General features: G+C 55.3%; 17 protein-coding genes. 1 reads left to right on the top strand and 16 read right to left on the bottom strand.

All coding sequences use genetic code 11. The features are described 5' to 3' along the window. Position 1 precedes the first annotated feature (1 nt). The 7 genes from mrdA to leuS form a co-directional block, all read right to left on the bottom strand. Positions 2 to 1903, bottom strand: coding sequence for a peptidoglycan DD-transpeptidase MrdA (mrdA, locus tag NQ230_RS17230; RefSeq protein WP_121425460.1), 1902 nt, complete (start codon positions 1901 to 1903; stop codon positions 2 to 4). A 28-nt stretch (positions 1904 to 1931) separates the two neighbouring features. Next, the gene (gene rlmH, locus NQ230_RS17225) at positions 1932 to 2399 is read right to left on the bottom strand and encodes a 23S rRNA (pseudouridine(1915)-N(3))-methyltransferase RlmH (protein ID WP_003858701.1); all 468 of its coding nucleotides are present in this window, start codon (positions 2397 to 2399) and stop codon (positions 1932 to 1934) included. Between the two features lie 3 nt (positions 2400 to 2402). Continuing rightward, complete coding sequence (gene rsfS, locus NQ230_RS17220) at positions 2403 to 2720, bottom strand: ribosome silencing factor (RefSeq protein WP_023334893.1); 318 nt, start codon at positions 2718 to 2720, stop codon at positions 2403 to 2405. Positions 2721 to 2989: 269 nt separating this feature from the next. After that, on the bottom strand, positions 2990 to 3655 hold the full coding sequence (gene nadD / locus NQ230_RS17215; RefSeq protein WP_193940232.1) for a nicotinate-nucleotide adenylyltransferase: 666 nt from the start codon (positions 3653 to 3655) through the stop codon (positions 2990 to 2992). Beyond that, positions 3648 to 4679: a DNA polymerase III subunit delta gene (holA, locus tag NQ230_RS17210; RefSeq protein WP_121425458.1), complete on the bottom strand. Its 1032-nt coding sequence runs from the start codon at positions 4677 to 4679 to the stop codon at positions 3648 to 3650. Before holA ends, nadD begins: the two co-directional genes overlap by 8 nt. Next, positions 4679 to 5248 carry an LPS assembly lipoprotein LptE gene (lptE, locus tag NQ230_RS17205; protein ID WP_159513650.1) on the bottom strand — a complete coding sequence of 190 codons (570 nt, stop codon included), beginning with the start codon at positions 5246 to 5248 and terminating at the stop codon, positions 4679 to 4681. Before lptE ends, holA begins: the two co-directional genes overlap by 1 nt. 14 nt (positions 5249 to 5262) lie before the next feature. After that, positions 5263 to 7845: a leucine--tRNA ligase gene (gene leuS, locus NQ230_RS17200; RefSeq protein WP_257258378.1), complete on the bottom strand. Its 2583-nt coding sequence runs from the start codon at positions 7843 to 7845 to the stop codon at positions 5263 to 5265. Between the two features lie 214 nt (positions 7846 to 8059). Between leuS and NQ230_RS17195 the strand changes: the two genes are divergently transcribed. Beyond that, on the top strand, positions 8060 to 8542 hold the full coding sequence (locus tag NQ230_RS17195; protein WP_257261351.1) for a zinc ribbon-containing protein: 483 nt from the start codon (positions 8060 to 8062) through the stop codon (positions 8540 to 8542). A 55-nt stretch (positions 8543 to 8597) separates the two neighbouring features. Here NQ230_RS17195 and rihA read toward each other — a convergent pair whose 3' ends face one another. The 9 genes from rihA to NQ230_RS17150 all read right to left on the bottom strand — a co-directional run bounded on the left by rihA (position 8598) and on the right by NQ230_RS17150 (position 17292). Next, on the bottom strand, positions 8598 to 9539 hold the full coding sequence (gene rihA / locus NQ230_RS17190) for a pyrimidine-specific ribonucleoside hydrolase RihA (RefSeq protein WP_257258376.1): 942 nt from the start codon (positions 9537 to 9539) through the stop codon (positions 8598 to 8600). Between the two features lie 120 nt (positions 9540 to 9659). Continuing rightward, on the bottom strand, positions 9660 to 10385 hold the full coding sequence (locus tag NQ230_RS17185; protein ID WP_010428605.1) for an amino acid ABC transporter ATP-binding protein: 726 nt from the start codon (positions 10383 to 10385) through the stop codon (positions 9660 to 9662). Next, complete coding sequence (gltK, locus tag NQ230_RS17180) at positions 10385 to 11059, bottom strand: glutamate/aspartate ABC transporter permease GltK (RefSeq protein WP_014883002.1); 675 nt, start codon at positions 11057 to 11059, stop codon at positions 10385 to 10387. Before gltK ends, NQ230_RS17185 begins: the two co-directional genes overlap by 1 nt. Next, positions 11059 to 11799, bottom strand: a complete 741-nt coding sequence (locus tag NQ230_RS17175) for an amino acid ABC transporter permease (RefSeq protein ID WP_023310756.1) — start codon at positions 11797 to 11799, stop codon at positions 11059 to 11061. Before NQ230_RS17175 ends, gltK begins: the two co-directional genes overlap by 1 nt. Positions 11800 to 11954: 155 nt before the next feature. Beyond that, on the bottom strand, positions 11955 to 12860 hold the full coding sequence (locus NQ230_RS17170; protein WP_023334902.1) for an amino acid ABC transporter substrate-binding protein: 906 nt from the start codon (positions 12858 to 12860) through the stop codon (positions 11955 to 11957). Between the two features lie 409 nt (positions 12861 to 13269). Continuing rightward, positions 13270 to 14808: an apolipoprotein N-acyltransferase gene (lnt, locus tag NQ230_RS17165; RefSeq protein ID WP_257258371.1), complete on the bottom strand. Its 1539-nt coding sequence runs from the start codon at positions 14806 to 14808 to the stop codon at positions 13270 to 13272. 5 nt (positions 14809 to 14813) lie between these two features. Further along, positions 14814 to 15692, bottom strand: coding sequence for a CNNM family magnesium/cobalt transport protein CorC (gene corC / locus NQ230_RS17160; RefSeq protein ID WP_021242574.1), 879 nt, complete (start codon positions 15690 to 15692; stop codon positions 14814 to 14816). 89 nt (positions 15693 to 15781) lie between these two features. Beyond that, the gene (gene ybeY, locus NQ230_RS17155; RefSeq protein WP_008501052.1) at positions 15782 to 16249 is read right to left on the bottom strand and encodes an rRNA maturation RNase YbeY; all 468 of its coding nucleotides are present in this window, start codon (positions 16247 to 16249) and stop codon (positions 15782 to 15784) included. Continuing rightward, on the bottom strand, positions 16246 to 17292 hold the full coding sequence (locus NQ230_RS17150) for a PhoH family protein (protein WP_023310759.1): 1047 nt from the start codon (positions 17290 to 17292) through the stop codon (positions 16246 to 16248). Before NQ230_RS17150 ends, ybeY begins: the two co-directional genes overlap by 4 nt. Positions 17293 to 17420: the final 128 nt, after the last annotated feature.

Here is a 17420-nt window from a genome sequence, read left to right as displayed (position 1 = left end):
ATTATTGGTCCTCCGCCGCAGCGGCGGCCGGGTTTTCAGCCGGCAGTTCGGTGTTGTTATCACCCAGCATAATGTGGTCAAGGATCTGGCGCATGATGGTCCCTACTGCTGGCCCGGCACCGCCGTTCTCCAGAATCATCGCCACCGCGACCTGCGGGTTATCATAAGGGGCAAACGCCGTCATCAGCTTATGGTCACGCAGACGTTCAGCAATGCGGTGCGCGTTATAGGTTTCGTTGGCTTTCAGACCAAACACCTGTGCAGTACCGGATTTTGCGGCCACTTTGTACGGCGTACCGGCGAAGTACTTGTGCGCGGTCCCGTTCGGGCGGTTTGCCACGCCGTACATACCGTCTTTCGCAATTTCCCAGAAGCCAGAATGAATGTCACCCACCGGGGCCTCGTGCGGCTGGTTCCACGGCACTTTTTTGCCTTCTTCAACCGTGCTCTGTAGCAGATGAGGCACTTTTACCACGCCGTCATTGATGAGGATCATCATGGCTTTGTTCATCTGAATCGGCGTCGCCGTCCAGTAGCCCTGGCCGATACCCACCGGAATGGTGTCACCCTGATACCACGGTTTTTTAAAGCGCTTCAGCTTCCATTCACGCGTTGGCATGTTGCCAGAACGTTCTTCTGAAAGGTCAACGCCGGTGTAATGCCCGTAGCCGAATTTACTCATCCACTCTGACAGGCGGTCGATACCCATGTCATACGCCACCTGATAGAAGAAGGTATCCGCAGATTCCTCCAGCGATTTGGTGACGTTCAGATGACCGTGGCCCCATTTTTTCCAGTCACGATAGCGCTTGTCTGAACCCGGCAGCTGCCACCAGCCCGGGTCAAACAGGCTGGTATTACGATTGATGACGCCCGCACTCAGCGCAGAGACCGCCACGTACGGTTTAACCGTTGATGCCGGCGGATAAACCCCTTGCGTCGCGCGGTTCACCAGCGGCGTGTTCGGGTCATTCAGCAGACCGGAATAGTCTTTACTGGAAATGCCGTCAACGAAGAGGTTCGGGTCATAGCTAGGCATGGAGACCATTGCCAGGATGCCGCCGGTACGAGGATCGGTGACCACAACGGCTGCACGGCTGCCTGCCAGCAGGGTTTCGATATACTGCTGAAGTTTAAGATCGAGCGTCAGATAGACGTCATGCCCCGCCTGAGGAGGCACTTCTTTCAGCTGGCGAATCACGCGGCCGCGGTTGTTAACCTCAACCTCTTCATAGCCGGTTTGCCCGTGCAGGACGTCTTCGTAGTAACGTTCGATCCCCAGCTTACCGATGTCGTGCGTTGCAGCGTAGTTTGCCAGCTTGCCGTCTTTATCAAGGCGGTCGACGTCTTTATCGTTAATCTTGGAGACGTAGCCAATCACATGCGTCAGCGCGGAGCCGTAGGGATAGTAGCGACGCTTATATCCCTTCACTTCCACGCCGGGGAAGCGGTACTGATTCACCGCAAAGCGGGCTACCTGGACTTCCGTCAGATTGGTTTTAACCGGAATGGAGGTGAAACGATGAGAGCGGGAACGCTCTTTTTTGAAGGCCGCGATATCGTCATCGTTAAGGTCGACAACGCTTTTCAGCGCTTCCAGCGTATCCTGAACATTATCGACTTTTTCCGGCATCATCTCGATTTGATAGATGGTGCGGTTTAGCGCCAGCGGGGTGCCGTTACGATCGTAAATGATGCCGCGGCTGGGGGCGATAGGCACCAGCTTAATACGGTTTTCGTTTGAACGCGTCTGGTAGTCGGTAAAGCGGACAATTTGCAGATTATAAAGGTTGGCGATCAGCACGCCGGTAAGCAGCAAAATCCCGGTAAAGGCGACCAGCGCCCGGCGCACAAACAGCGCGGACTCAGCCGTATAGTCGCGAAAAGAATTCTGTAGTTTCATCCGCTGCTTAATCTACCCTGGTCAGTCATTACTCGCGGTGATAGGGGTGGTTGGTAGTAATGCTCCACGCGCGATACAGGCTTTCTGCCACCAGTACCCGGACGAGCGGGTGGGGAAGCGTCAGCGCGGAGAGGGACCAACTTTGTTCAGCCGCTGCTTTGCAGGCGGGGGATAACCCTTCTGGCCCGCCAATCAACAGACTGACGTCACGGCCATCCTGCTTCCAGCGCTCCAGTTCGTGCGCCAGCTGCGGCGTATCCCAGGGTTTTCCTGGAATATCGAGGGTGACGATGCGGTTTTTGCCTGCGGCAGCCAGCATCAGTTCGCCCTCTTTATCGAGAATACGTTTGATATCCGCGTTCTTGCCGCGCTTACCGGCGGGAATTTCCACCAGTTCGAACGGCATGTCTTTTGGAAAGCGACGCAGATATTCAGTAAAACCGGTTTGTACCCAGTCCGGCATTTTGGTGCCGACAGCGACCAGCTGCAACTTCACGCATTAACCCCAGAGTTTTTCCAGCTCATACAGGCGACGGCTCTCGTCCTGCATGACGTGGACAATCACATCGCCGAGGTCGACCACTACCCAGTCAGCCGTCGCTTCACCTTCAACGCCCAGCGGCAATAGCCCTGCTGCACGTGATTCCTGAACCACGTGATCGGCAATCGAAACAACATGACGCGTCGATGTACCGGTGCAGATGATCATGCAGTCGGTAATACTGGATTTACCCTTAACGTCGATAGCGATGATGTCCTGACCTTTCAGGTCATCAATTTTGTCAATAACAAAATCCTGGAGTGCTTTACCCTGCAAGTTTTCCCCCTGGGGTGAATGAGATTGTAAAACTTTGAATTCGTAGCCAGACAGTATACCTGAACTCACGCCTGTGTCGGGACAAATGTCTCCGGCCGGGCTTTTGAAGGCGGGTATCATCCCACCCTCCGCCTGAGATTGCATCGCCATTTTTGTAAAACAATTTCTGTAAAGCAATGATCGGCGGGAAAGTCTGGCAGCGGAGAATAACAGTATGGCTTACCCTGTCAAGGCAGGATAAACAATAAGCCGCTTTTTATGCCCTCCGGCTATTCATCTGCGTTTTTCTGATACAAACCGTGCGTATGGATATAGGCCAGCACCGGGGTCGGCAGCAGATCGTCACACGCTAAACCCTGCTGTAAACGCTCACGAATGAGGGTCGCAGAGATATCGAACCACGGCGTTTCCGCCAGATAGATCTTCCCGGCAGGCTGATTGTGGAGATCTTCAACATTATCGGTGAGATGGTCTTCCAGCCACTGCTGGTATTGCTCCTCACGCATGGTCAGCGGATAGCCGGGACGGCGGCAGACGAGCAGATGGCTGTTCTCCAGAATGGTTTCATACTGATGCCACGTGGGGAGATTCAGCAGGGAATCCTGGCCGATGATAAACGCCAGCGGCTGGTCTGGCCCTTGTTCGGCGCGCCACTCCTGAAGCGTCTGGGACGTCCAGGAGGGCGTGTTGCGACGCAGTTCACGCTCATCAAGTCGGAAGAGCGGTTTATCTGCGATGGCAAGAGCCAGCATCTCTTTTCGCTGCTCGCTGGTCGCCTCGGGCTGCGGACGATGGGGCGGGACATTGTTGGGCATGATGGTGACGCGCTGAAGGCCAATCAGATTCGCCAGAATTTCAACCGGCTTCAGGTGCCCGTAATGTACCGGGTCGAAGGTGCCGCCATACAAGGCCTGTAATGAATGCATACTATCCATCAATAAAAACGTCTGCCAGCGCCTTGTGGCAGAGCAGCAGAGAAAGGCTTTCCAGCTCCGCCCAGACCGACTGGCCGTAATCTTGTTTTAACGTGAGCTCTGCGCGCATCAGAAGCTGTACAGCCTGACGAAGCTGTTCATGACTCAGGCGGTTGACGGCTTCGGTGGTCAAAGCCCGGCGATTTTGCCACACGCGGTGTTTATCAAACAGCGAACGCAGCGGCGTATGGGCGGACTGACGCTTGAGCGTAATCAGCAGCAGTAATTCGCGCTGCAGCGTACGCAGCAGAATAACGGGTTCGCTCCCTTCGAGACGCAGCTGTTGCAGAATATGCAGAGCGCGTTTGCTCTTCGCCGACAGCAGCGCGTCCACCCAGTGGAACGGCGTGAAGTGTGCCGCGTCGTTAACAGCCTGCTCGACGCGCGGCAAGGTCAGCTTGCCATCCGGCCAGAGCAGGGAGAGTCTGTCCAGCGCCTGCGCCAGGGCCAGCAGGTTACCTTCATAGCAGTAGCAGAGCAGTTGATTTGCCGCATCATCCAACTGAAGGTTGTTCTGCTTCGCTCTCGAGGCCACCCATTTGGGCAGATGCGCCTGCTCAGGTGTCTGACAGGTGACCTGCACCGCATGGGTTGCGAGCTGGGTAAACCACGCCGCGTTTTCCTGTGCTTTGGTGAGCTTGTTGCCACGCACAATAATGAGCAGATCGCTGTGTAACAGGCTGACCAGCGTGGCGAGTTGCTCATTCATTGCCGCGTTAGGTCCGTTCTCCGGCAGCAGGATCTGAATGGTCTGGCGCGATGCAAAAAGGCTCATTGCCTGACAAAGCGAGAAGAGGGCGTTCCAGTCGGTGTTATTGTCCAGCTGGACGGTGTGGTGTTCATCGAAGCCCTGAGCGGCGGCGGCATGCCGCACGGCATCCAGGCTTTCCTGAAGTAATAACGGATCGTTTCCAAGAAGCAGATACGCCGCGCGCAGCCCTTCATTGAGCTGCGCGCGGAGTTGTTCAGGATACAGCCTGATCATCATTTACCCAGAGAGTTAGCAGCAGGAAGCGTGCCGGCAACCGGTTTTTCAACGATGTCAGATCCTTGTTTAGTCGACGCTGCAATACCTGGCAGTTTACGGATCAGCTGTTCCGCCGCCTTGTCGTACATTTCGTTGATGATAATCTGCTGCTCGGCATCTTTTGCCAGCGCCGTCTGCGGGTTATCGAAGAACGAACGGTACACTTTAGCGCTGATTGGGTAGATGTCTTTACCCGGGATCAGAACGGCTGCGTTGACCGTCATAACCATCTGGTACTCTGCGGTACGACCGTCCTGGAAGATAGAGGCCGTATCTTTGCCGAGAGTCATCCCCAGGACACGCAGAGATGGAATGTCCTGGCGCAGCGTTTGTTTCTCAACAAGCTCAACGCCATTCAGACGCAGCTGATTACGAATTGCCCGGCTAAGTGGACCATTCGGATCCCCTGAATCGAACATCATCGTTTTCATCTCAGCAGGCACCGCCGTGGTATTGCGCAGGTGCCAGCCACAGCCAGCGGTGACAAGCACCGACAGAGATAAGAGTATTGTTGCCAGTTGTCGCACGTTTCCTCCCGCGCTTAGCCAACGACCAGATTGAGCAGTTTACCCGGTACGTAGATCACTTTACGCACGGTAACGCCCTCAAGATATTTTGCGACCAGAGTTTCCTGGCCCGCGCGCTCGCGAACCTGTTCTTCGGTTGCATCGACCGCCACGGTAATTTTACCGCGGACTTTGCCGTTTACCTGGACCACAACCAGCGTCGTGTTTTCCACCATTGCTGATTCGTCTGCCACTGGCCACGGCGCGTTGTCGATATCGCCTTCGCCTTTCAGTTCCTGCCACAGGGTAAAGCTAACGTGCGGAGTGAACGGGTTCAGCATGCGAACGACGGCCAGCAGCGCTTCACGCATGAGGGCACGATCCTGCTCGCCGCCCTGCGGAGCTTTCGCCAGCTTGTTCATCAGTTCCATAATAGCCGCAATTGCGGTATTGAAGGTCTGACGACGACCAATATCATCGGTCACTTTCGCAATCGTTTTATGAACATCACGACGCAGCGCCTGCTGATCTTCAGTCAGTGCGGCGGCGTTCAGCGCCGGGGCATCGCCCAGTGCGGTGTGTTCGTAAACCAGTTTCCAGACGCGTTTCAGGAAGCGGTTCGCGCCTTCAACGCCGGACTCCTGCCATTCGAGGGTCATGTCTGCCGGAGAGGCAAACATCATGAACAGACGCACGGTATCCGCGCCGTAACGCTCGACCATCACCTGCGGATCGATACCGTTGTTTTTAGACTTGGACATCTTGCTCATGCCGGTGTAGACCAGCTCATGACCTTCGGCGTCTTTCGCCTTAACGATACGGCCCTTCTCGTCGCGCTCAACGATCGCATCAACCGGAGAAACCCAGTTACGCTCGCCGTTGGCACCGACGTAATAGAACGCATCCGCCAGTACCATGCCCTGACACAGCAGCTGTTTTGCTGGTTCGTCAGAGTTCACCATGCCCGCATCGCGCATCAGCTTATGGAAGAAGCGGAAGTAGAGCAGGTGCATGATGGCGTGTTCGATGCCGCCAATGTAGATGTCTACCGGCAGCCAGTAGTTTGCCGCATCGGAATCGAGCATACCGTCCTGATACTGCGGGCAGGTGTAGCGCGCGTAGTACCAGGAGGATTCCATAAAGGTGTCAAAGGTGTCGGTTTCACGCAGCGCAGGCTGGCCGTTAACGGTGGTTTTTGCCCACTCGGGATCGGCTTTGATCGGGCTGGTGATGCCGTCCATGACCACGTCTTCCGGCAGGATCACCGGGAGCTGATCTTCTGGCGTTGGCATCACGGTGCCATCTTCCAGCGTCACCATCGGGATTGGCGCACCCCAGTAACGCTGACGGGACACCCCCCAGTCGCGCAGACGGAAGTTAACTTTACGCTCACCCACGCCCAGAGAGGCCAGCTTGTCGGCGATGGCGTTGAAGCCCTCTTCAAAGCTCAGACCGCTAAATTCACCGGAGTTGAACAGGGAGCCTTTTTCAGTCAGCGCGTGTTCGGACAGGTCTGGTTCAGAACCATCGGCGGCCAGAATGACGGCTTTAATCGGCAGGCTGTATTTGGTGGCAAACTCGTAGTCGCGCTGATCGTGGCCCGGTACGGCCATTACTGCGCCAGTACCGTATTCCATCAGAACGAAGTTGGCTGCCCAGACCGGGATAGCTTCGCCAGTCAGTGGATGTTTGGCATAGAAGCCTGTCGCTACGCCTTTTTTCTCCATCGTCGCCATGTCGGCTTCGGCCACTTTGGTGTTGCGGCACTCGTCGATGAAGCTAGCCAGCTCCGGATTGTTTTCCGCCGCTTTCTGCGCCAGCGGGTGACCTGCGGCCACGGCCAGGTAGGTCGCGCCCATGAAGGTGTCCGGACGGGTGGTGTAGACGGTCAGGGTCTGGTCGTAGTTCTCAACGTTGAAGGTGATTTCTACGCCTTCAGAACGGCCGATCCAGTTGCGCTGCATGGTCTTAACGGTATCTGGCCAGTGGTCCAGGTTATCCAGATCGTTCAGCAGCTCATCAGCGTAAGCGGTGATTTTGATAAACCACTGTGGGATCTCTTTACGCTCAACTTTGGTGTCGCAGCGCCAGCAGCAGCCGTCGATAACCTGTTCGTTCGCGAGAACGGTCTGGTCGTTCGGACACCAGTTAACGGCAGAGGTCTTCTTATATACCAGGCCTTTTTTGTACAGCTCGGTGAAGAACTTCTGCTCCCAGCGATAGTATTCCGGGGTACAGGTTGCCAGCTCGCGGCTCCAGTCATAGCCAAAGCCCAGCATTTTGAGCTGGTTTTTCATGTACGCGATGTTGTCGTACGTCCACGGCGCCGGTGCGGTGTTGTTTTTGACCGCCGCGCCTTCCGCAGGCAGACCGAACGCATCCCAGCCGATAGGCTGCAGAACGTTTTTGCCCAGCATGCGCTGGTAGCGTGCAATCACATCGCCGATGGTGTAGTTACGCACATGGCCCATGTGTAGTCGACCAGAAGGATAGGGAAGCATCGACAGGCAGTAATACTTCTCTTTGCTCTCGTCTTCGGTTACTTCAAAGGTGCGCTTCTCGTCCCAGTGTTGCTGGACTTTTGATTCTATCTCTTCCGGGCGGTATTGCTCTTGCATGGCAGCCAGTGGTCCTGTTTTCAATACAGCTACAAATGTAGCCAATGGATGTGGTAATTCAGATCCGCATAGCATAGCCCAAACGCCCGCGTCAAAACAGCCTTTCGCACAAATGCGCTTTGCAGGAATTTACCGGGTCTGTGCTTCACCTGACAAAGCGGCGATGAAATAAGGTCTATTATTAGAAATAGTTACTTACCCGGGAGGCAAAATGATGAACAAGGTTGCTCAATTTTACCGCGAACTGGTGGCAACACTGACGGAACGGCTGCGTAACGGCGAGCGAGATATCGACGCGCTGGTGGAGCAAGCGCGAGTCCGCGTGACGCAAACGGGTGAGTTAACGCGAACCGAAGTGGAAGAGGTGACGCGTGCCGTGCGTCGCGATCTGGAAGAGTTCGCGCGCAGCTACCAGGAGAGTCAGGAGGAGGTCACGGACAGCGTTTTTATGCGGGTGATTAAAGAGAGCCTGTGGCAAGAGCTGGCCGATATCACGGATAAAACGCAGCTGGAGTGGCGCGAGGTCTTTCAGGATTTGAACCATCACGGTGTCTATCACAGTGGTGAGGTGGTCGGGTTGGGAAATCTGGTGTGCGAGAATTGCCACCACCATATTGCGGTGTATACGCCGGATGTCCTGCCGATGTGTCCGAAATGCGGCCACGATCAGTTCCAGCGTCGGCCGTTTGAGCCCTAGGTAAAAGCAAAACTGTTTGCACCCTCTCCCGTGGGAGAGGGATGGGGTGAGGGCATCAGGCCGCACTATAGTAAGCCAGCCTTTCCGCCAGCAAATCCACAAAAGCCTCCCGGTCGATGTCCACCATCACCGTGGTATTCGGTTGATTCCCCGTCAGGGAGTAATAATCCACCACCGTCATTCCCTGGGTGTATTTTCCCTGCGTCTCAACGCCAACCCATCTGTTCACCGAGGTAAACATCTCAGGCTTCAGTAGCCAGGCAATGGTGCACGGGTCGTGCAGGGGCGCGCCGTGGAAGCCCCACTTCTCGGCTTTGTGATACTCCATGAAGAAGTCGAGCAGTTCGGCCACGGTTGTCGCAACCGGGTTGCCCACCGAGCGTAAACGCTCAATATCGTCCGCCATAATCTGCGCGCGGTGGGTAACGTCCAGTCCCGCCATCACAATCGGTAAGCCGGACTGGAAGACAATCTCAGCGGCTTCCGGGTCGACAAAGATGTTGAACTCCGCCGCAGGCGTCCAGTTACCGAGCCCCATGGCACCACCCATAATCACAATACGGGCAATTTTATTATGCAGCTCAGGATGGCTGTTCAGCAGCAGCGCAACGTTAGTTTGCGGTCCGGTAGCCACCAGCGTTACCGGTTCTGCACTTTCGCGCAGCACTTTTGCCATCAGCTCGACGGCGGTACAGTTTTGCGGCGCGAAGCCCGGCTCCGGCAGTGCCGGACCGTCCAGCCCGCTTTCACCATGAACGTTGTCGGCAATAATCAGCTCGCGCATCAGCGGCTTCACGGCCCCGCCAGCGACAGGAATATCGGTGCGTTTGAGCAGCGTGAGCATGCGCAGCACGTTGCGCAGGGTTTTTTCAGGGGTCTGGTTTCCGGCGGACGAGGTGACGGCTTTCACGTCGAGTTCAGGGGAGGCAAGTGCAAGGACGAGCGCGATCGCGTCATCATGACCCGGATCGCAATCGAGAATAATAGGCTGTGCCATAGCGTTCTCCATACGTAGCGTTATTTTGTGACAAGGTTAACGCTGCAATGTGACGCCGACGAGAGGAAGTGAGTGAAAGCGTGAAGCAGTGCGCAATCCGCAGATTGCGCACCGGGAAGATTAGTGCAGGATTTTGGCAAGGAAGTCTTTGGCGCGGTCGGATTTCGGGTTAGCGAAGAACTCTTCTTTCGGTGAATCTTCGACAATTTTCCCTTCGTCCATAAAGATCACGCGGTTGGCCACTTTACGGGCAAAGCCCATTTCGTGGGTCACCACCATCATGGTCATCCCTTCGTGCGCCAGCTCGACCATCACGTCCAGCACTTCGTTGATCATTTCTGGATCGAGCGCCGACGTTGGTTCATCAAACAGCATCGCCACCGGATCCATGCACAGCGCGCGGGCGATCGCCACACGCTGCTGTTGGCCGCCAGAAAGCTGCGCCGGGAACTTATCGGCATGTGCCGAAAGCCCAACGCGTTCCAGGAGCTTCAGACCTTTCTCACGCGATGCTTTTTTATCACGCTTAAGCACTTTTACCTGCGCCAGCGTCAGGTTCTCAATAATGGAGAGGTGAGGGAACAGCTCAAAATGCTGGAACACCATGCCAACATGAGAGCGAAGCTGGGCGAGGTTGGTTTTCTTGTCGTTGACTTTGGTGCCGTTGACGACGATCTCACCCTGCTGCACCGGCTCCAGTCCGTTGACGGTTTTGATCAGCGTTGATTTACCGGAGCCGGACGGCCCGCACACCACCACCACGTCGCCTTTTTTGACTTCAGTGGAGCAGTCGGTCAGCACCTGAAAGTGCCCATACCATTTAGAAACATTTTTCAGGGAAATCATTATACCGTCCTTTTCTTCAGCCAGCTGACCAACAGCGACGCGCTTAAACTAATCACAAAATAGACCGCACCCGCAAAGAGCACCATCTCGACCTGCGTACCATCACGTTCACCGATGGTTGACGCGGTACGGAAGAAGTCTGCCAGACTCAGCACATAGACCAGTGAGGTATCCTGGAACAGCACAATACCCTGAGTCAGCAGGAGCGGAACCATGGCGCGAAACGCCTGCGGCAGAATAATGAGCTGCATGGACTGCCAGTGCGTCATGCCCAGCGCCAGCGCGGCGCTGGATTGCCCGCGGGAGATACTCTGAATGCCCGCGCGGATAATCTCCGAGTAGTAAGCGGCCTCAAACATCGAGAACGCCACCATGGCGGAGATTAGACGGATATCGGTTTTCGGCGACAGCCCCAGCACGTTCTGCAGGAAGCCGGGTACAATCAGGTAAAACCACAGCAGCACCATTACCAGCGGGATGGAGCGGAACACGTTAACGTAGGCGGTTGCAAACCAGGCGAGCGGCTTAAAGCTCGACAGGCGCATGACGGCCAGCAGGGTACCCCAGACGATACCAATGATGATGGCGATAACGGTGATTTTTAAGGTAATCACCAGGCCATCAAGCAGGTAAGGCATGGATGGAACGATAGAACTCCAGTCAAATTCGTACATTATTTGCCCCCCAGATTACCCGGCAGGCGGATTTTGCGTTCAACCAGGTTCATCACCAGCATGATGAAAGCGTTAATCAGAACATATGCGAGCGTGATCGCGGTGAAGGATTCCCACGCGTGGGCGGAGTAATCCAGCAGCTTGCCCGCCTGCGCGGCCATGTCGACCAGGCCGATAGTCGAGGCGATGGCCGAGTTTTTCACCAGGTTCATCATCTCAGAGGTCATCGGTGGAACGATAACGCGGTAGGCGTTTGGCAGCAGCACATAGCGGTAGGTTTGCGGCAGGGTCAACCCCATCGCCAGGCCCGCATTTTTTTGTCCACGGGGTAATGACTGAATGGCGGCACGCACCTGCTCGCAAACGCGCGCAGCGGTAAACAGCCCCAGACACATCATGGAGGAGACAAAGAACTGTACGTTCGGATCCAGTTCCGACTTGAACCACATGCCAATATTTTCCGGCAGCAGTTCCGGGATGACCAGATACCAGGTAAAGAATTGCACGATCAGCGGAACGTTACGGAACAGTTCCACATATAGGGTGCCAAGTGTTGAAAGAAAACGGTTTGGGACGGTGCGCAGAATACCGAACAAAGAACCGACAAGAAACGCGATGATCCACGCCGTTATCGATAATGCCACGGTGACCTGAAAGCCGCTCCACAGCCAGCCAAGATAGGTGGTGTTGCCGAACGGGGCTTGTTGCAGGAATATGCCCCAGTTCCAGTCTATTGACATAATAAACTCCAGAAAAAAAAGGGTAGCAGCGCTACCCTCGAAGATTGGTGAGAAGCTCATTTTTCGCGCTGAGTGGGGAACGACCACTCAACGTATAGTCTGTCCATGCTTCCCGACAATCGAGAGGGCAGGAGATCCCGCCCCTGTTGTTCTAATTAGTTAAGAGCCTTGTCATTTGGAGATTTGAACAGCGCTTTCATGTCTTCAGACAGTTCAAAATTCATGTTCAGGTTTTTTGGTGGAATCGGGTTCTTGAACCACTTATCGAACCATTTTTCGGCTTCGCCGGAGGTCTGCACCTGAGCGATGGTGTCATCGATCAGCTTTTTGAACTGCGGATCGTCTTTACGCAGCATACAGCCGTAGGCTTCTTTAGACTGCGCGGTACCGACGATATCCCAGTTGTCTGGTTTTTTCGCTTTCGCACGTTCGCCCGCCAGCAGGGCGTCATCCATCATAAACGCGACGGCACGACCGCTTTCCAGGGTACGGAAGGAGTCGCCATGGTCTTTCGCGCTGATGATGCGCATATCCATTTTCTTCTCGTCGTTCAGCTTGTGCAGCAGCACTTCTGACGTGGTACCGGAGGTCACAACAACCGCTTTGCCTTTCAGATCAGCGAAGTCTTTGATCTCACCGCCTTTCTTCGTCAGCAGACGGGTGCCCACGACAAAGATGGTGTCTGAGAAGGCAGCCTGTTTTTGACGCTCGAGGTTGTTGGTGGTGGAGCCACACTCGAAGTCAAAGGTGCCGTTTTGCAGCAGTGGAATACGGTTCTGTGAAGTGATTGGGATCAGCTTCACCTGCAGGTCAGGTTTGTTCAGCTTTTTCTTCACAGCTTCAACGATGGCGTTGGAGTAATCCTGTGAATAGCCCACGACTTTTTGCGTGTTGTCGTAGTAAGAGAACGGGACAGAAGATTCACGGTGGCCGACCACGATGACGCCGTTTTTGGCAATCTTGTCGAGAGTGCTGCCTGCTGCCGGCGCATCTTCAGCGTGAACCACGCCAGCAGACATTCCCATAACCAGCATTGCTGTGGCCAGTTTACGTAATTGCATACCCAACTCCTTTTTTATCAGCGCCAGAGACGCTTTGATACCCATTGTGATGTTGTTATATCTCGCGCAATGCGAGTGCAGTGTTATGCAAGCTTGTTAACATTTAGTCTGGCTTAATGTAAAGATTTTGCTGCGTTATTGTTTATTTTTGCGAAGCGCGCCGCACCATTCAGAGGCAAATATCTCCCGTTGCACCGTTTCGGTGCTACCGATGATCTACGCTGGTGCGACAAAGTTGCACGTTAAGCCAAACTGCGTTTACCTGAATAAACAAAGCAATAGGCGTGCCAGAATGGGCATTTGGAGGGAATTGTCGGGTGGCGGCTACGCCTTACCCGACCTACGGGAACGGAAATGTAGAATGTAGGCCGGGTAAGGCGTAGCCGCCACCCGGCAGGAAGAGGTGAGATTATCGACGACGCTGACGCAGGCTCATCAGCAGCGCGGCAAAGCCGAACAGCACGGTCAGTATCCACAGCGGCCAGTTGCCGGTGCGCGCGTACGGCGTCAGCCCCGTGGTTGGCGTGACTTTAGTGGTCAGTACCTCACGGGTAAACTGTGGGATCATCGCCTGAATTTCACCCTGCGGACCAATCACAGCGGTGATGCCGTTGTTGGTGCTACGCAGCAGCGGACGCGCCAACTCCAGGGAGCGCATACGTGCCATCTGGAAGTGCTGCCACGGGCCGATTGACTTACCAAACCAGGCGTCGTTGGAGATGGTCAGCAGGTAGTCAGTATCCGGGCGGAAGTTATCGCGTACCTGCTCGCCGAGAATGATTTCGTAGCAGATGGCCGCCGTCAGGGCCAGGCCGTGCGCGTGCAGCTGAGGCTGTACGTACGGGCCGCGGCTGAAAGAGGACATCGGCAGGTCAAAGAACGGGGCCAGCGGGCGCAGAATCGACTCCAGCGGGACAAATTCACCAAACGGCACCAGGTGGTTCTTGTTGTACCGGTCAGTGGAGTGGTAGCTGTACTCGCTGTCTTTCCCGAGCGTAATGATGCTGTTGTAGGTGTCGTAGCGGTTCTGCTGATTCAGACGCGCATCGACAATCCCGGTGATCAGCGTGCTGCCGCGCGCCAGCAGCAGGTCGTTCATCATGTTGAGGAACGGCTGCTGGTTAATTTCCAGATCGGGAATGGCAGACTCCGGCCAGATAATCAGCTGGGATTTACCCATCACCTCTTCGGTGGCGTTGGCGTAAATCTTCAGCGTATTCAGCAGCTCTTTCTCATCCCACTTCATGGACTGCGGGATATTCCCCTGCACCATGGAAACCTGCATGGCGCGAGCGGGCTCGGGCGTGAACCACTGGATATAGCGCAGCGGGAAGGGCAGGGCAAACAGCACCAGCGCCACGGCCAGCGGTTTCCAGCAGCGCTGGACCAGCGCCAGGACCAGCAGGCCGCTCACCACCATCAGCAGGAAGTTAATGGCTTCAACACCCATTACCGGCGCCAGACCTTTCAGCGGGCCGTCAATCTGGCTGTAGCCGAACTGCAGCCACGGGAAGCCCGTCAGCACCCAGCCGCGCAGGAACTCGGTAATTTGCCAGACGACGGGCGCCGCAATCGCGACGCGCAGCCAGGTGGTTTTAGGCCACAGACGCGAGAGGATCCCTGCGAAGAGTCCGGTATAGAGCGAGAGATAGGCGGCGAGCAGCACAACGAGGAAGACGTTAACCGGCCCCGGCATGCCGCCAAACTGGGCGATGCTGACATAAACCCAGTTGATGCCTGAGCCAAACAGCCCCAGCCCCCAGAAGTAACCGACGGCAGCAGCCTGTACCGGACGACGATTCAGGGTCAGGCCCTGAAGCCCCATCAGGGAGAGAATGGCCGCGGGCCAGATATCGTAAGGAGAGAAAGCCAGCGTACCGCTGGCTCCAAGTAACAGCGCCAGCAGCAAACGGACGCGCTGGCGTTCAAGCAGTGGGGCAAATGCCATTTACATTAATCTTCCAGTTTTGGCACCGGTGAGTCGTCCGGCGTTCTGACGTGAACCTGTATAATACGTCGGCTGTCGGCCATTGCCACTTTGAACTGGTAACCGTCGATGTCAACGGTCTCACCGCGCGCCGGGAGGTGGCCAAAGGCCTGCATCACCAGCCCGCCAATGGTATCGACTTCTTCATCGCTGAAGTGGGTACCGAAGGCGTCGTTGAAGTCCTCAATCGAGGCCAGCGCACGCACGGTCCAGGTGTGGCGGCTAAGCTGACGGAAGTCGATATCCTCTTCTTCGTCATACTCATCTTCGATTTCGCCCACGATCAGCTCAAGAATATCCTCGATCGTGACCAGACCGGAAACGCCACCAAACTCATCAATAACAATCGCCATGTGGTAACGCTGAGAGCGAAACTCTTTCAGCATCCGATCCACACGTTTACTTTCTGGCACAACCACGGCCTGGCGTAACACTTTTTCCATGCTGAAGGCTTCGGCATCGCTGCGCATAAACGGCAGCAGATCTTTCGCCATCAAAATCCCTTCGATGTGATCTTTGTCTTCGCTGATGACCGGGAAACGCGAGTGGGCGGATTCGATGATCACATCGAGGCACTCGTCCAGTGTCTGGTTACGTTTCAGGGTGATCATCTGCGAACGGGGGATCATGATATCGCGAACGCGCTGGTCGGCGATGTCCATAACCCCTTCGAGCATTTCGCGCGTATCTTCGTCGATAAGGTCGTTTTGCCCGGAATCACGAATCAGCTCCAGCAGTTCATCACGGTTTTTGGGTTCGCCGTGGAAAAGCTGGTTCAGAATGAGGGAGAAAAATCCCTTTTTACTGGTTGTCGTGTCGCTACTGTGTGAATTGTCGTCGCTCATGGCGTTTGTTAAGGGTTCTCTTGTTAGTTCAACGTTTACCGCCACGCGATGTCCTTTCGTGGCGGCATGTGAGTCAGTCAGGTGACGGACTATTCTTTCTCGGCAATGTACGGATCCTCATAGCCCAGAGCAAGCATTATCTCTGTCTCGAGGGACTCCATCTCTTCCGCTTCGTCATCTTCAATGTGATCGTAGCCGAGCAGATGCAGGCTGCCGTGTACCACCATATGCGCCCAGTGGGCCTCAAGCGGCTTTTGCTGTTCTTTAGCTTCCTGCTCAACCACCTGACGGCAGATGATCAGATCGCCCAGCAGCGGCATCTCAATGCCCGGCGGCGCTTCGAACGGGAAAGAGAGCACGTTGGTCGGCTTATCTTTCCCGCGGTAGGTCAGGTTAAGCTCATGGCTTTCCGCTTCATCCACCAGGCGAATCGTCACTTCTGATTCTTCCTGAAACTGAGGAATAACGGCATCCAGCCATTTCTGAAACTGTGCCTCATCTGGCATGCCGGAATTGTCTTCACAGGCCAGCTGTAAATCGAGGATCACCTGACTCATTTCTGTTCTTGCTCCTGCGCTTCGCGCTTACGTTCTGCGGCCAGTTCGGCCTTACGCTTCTGATCCGCCTCTTCCCAGGCTTCATAGGCGTTAACGATACGCGCGACCACCGGGTGGCGTACCACGTCTTCACTGTGGAAGAAGTTAAAGCTGATTTCGTCGACCTCGGCCAGCACCTCAATGGCGTGGCGCAGGCCGGATTTGGTGCTGCGCGGCAGGTCGATCTGGGTGACGTCACCGGTAATGACCGCTTTCGAGTTAAAGCCGATACGCGTCAGGAACATCTTCATCTGTTCGATGGTGGTGTTCTGGCTCTCATCGAGAATGATGAATGCATCGTTCAGCGTACGACCGCGCATGTAGGCGAGCGGGGCAACTTCGATAACGTTTCGCTCAATGAGCTTCTCGACCTTCTCAAAGCCCAGCATTTCGAACAGGGCATCGTATAAAGGACGCAGATACGGGTCGACCTTCTGACTTAAATCGCCCGGCAGGAAGCCCAGCTTTTCGCCCGCTTCAACGGCTGGACGGGTTAGCAGAATACGACGGATCTCCTGACGTTCCAGCGCATCTACCGCAGCGGCAACGGCGAGATAGGTTTTACCCGTACCTGCCGGGCCCACGCCGAAGGTGATGTCGTGGTCGAGGATATTGGCGATGTACTGCGCCTGGTTTGGCGTACGCGGCTTAATGACGCCGCGTTTGGTCTTGATGTTAATGGCCTTGCCGTAGTCCGGCACGCTTTCCGCGCTCTGCTCAAGCACGCGCGCCTCTTTAATGGCGAGGTGGATCTGTTCCGGCTCAATATCCTGCGTTTCGCCGCGCATTGGGGCGGTATCAACATACAGGCTACGCAGAATATCCGCAGCGGCGTTGACGCAGATAGGGCGTCCGGTAAGTTTGAAATGATTATCGCGACGATTGATTTCGATACCCAGACGTCGCTCCAGTTGTTTGATGTTGTCATCAAACGGCCCGCACAGGCTCAGCAGGCGAGCGTTGTCTGCTGGCTCAAGGCTAATTTCACGCGTATCTATATTCAAACTGTTCCTCTTTAATTGGTTAACTGACCCATTGCGATAGGGCGTAATAAAACGGTCATTACCGAAATTATTCACGCCACAGAATAAAGGCGCAAGCGTTGCGGAAGATATTGGGGACGATGAGAGGA

It is taken from the genome of Enterobacter asburiae, assembly GCF_024599655.1.
GTDB lineage: Bacteria > Pseudomonadota > Gammaproteobacteria > Enterobacterales > Enterobacteriaceae > Enterobacter > Enterobacter asburiae_D.
Note: the sequence above shows the minus strand (reverse complement) of the source record. Positions and strands in the feature narration are given on the sequence as shown.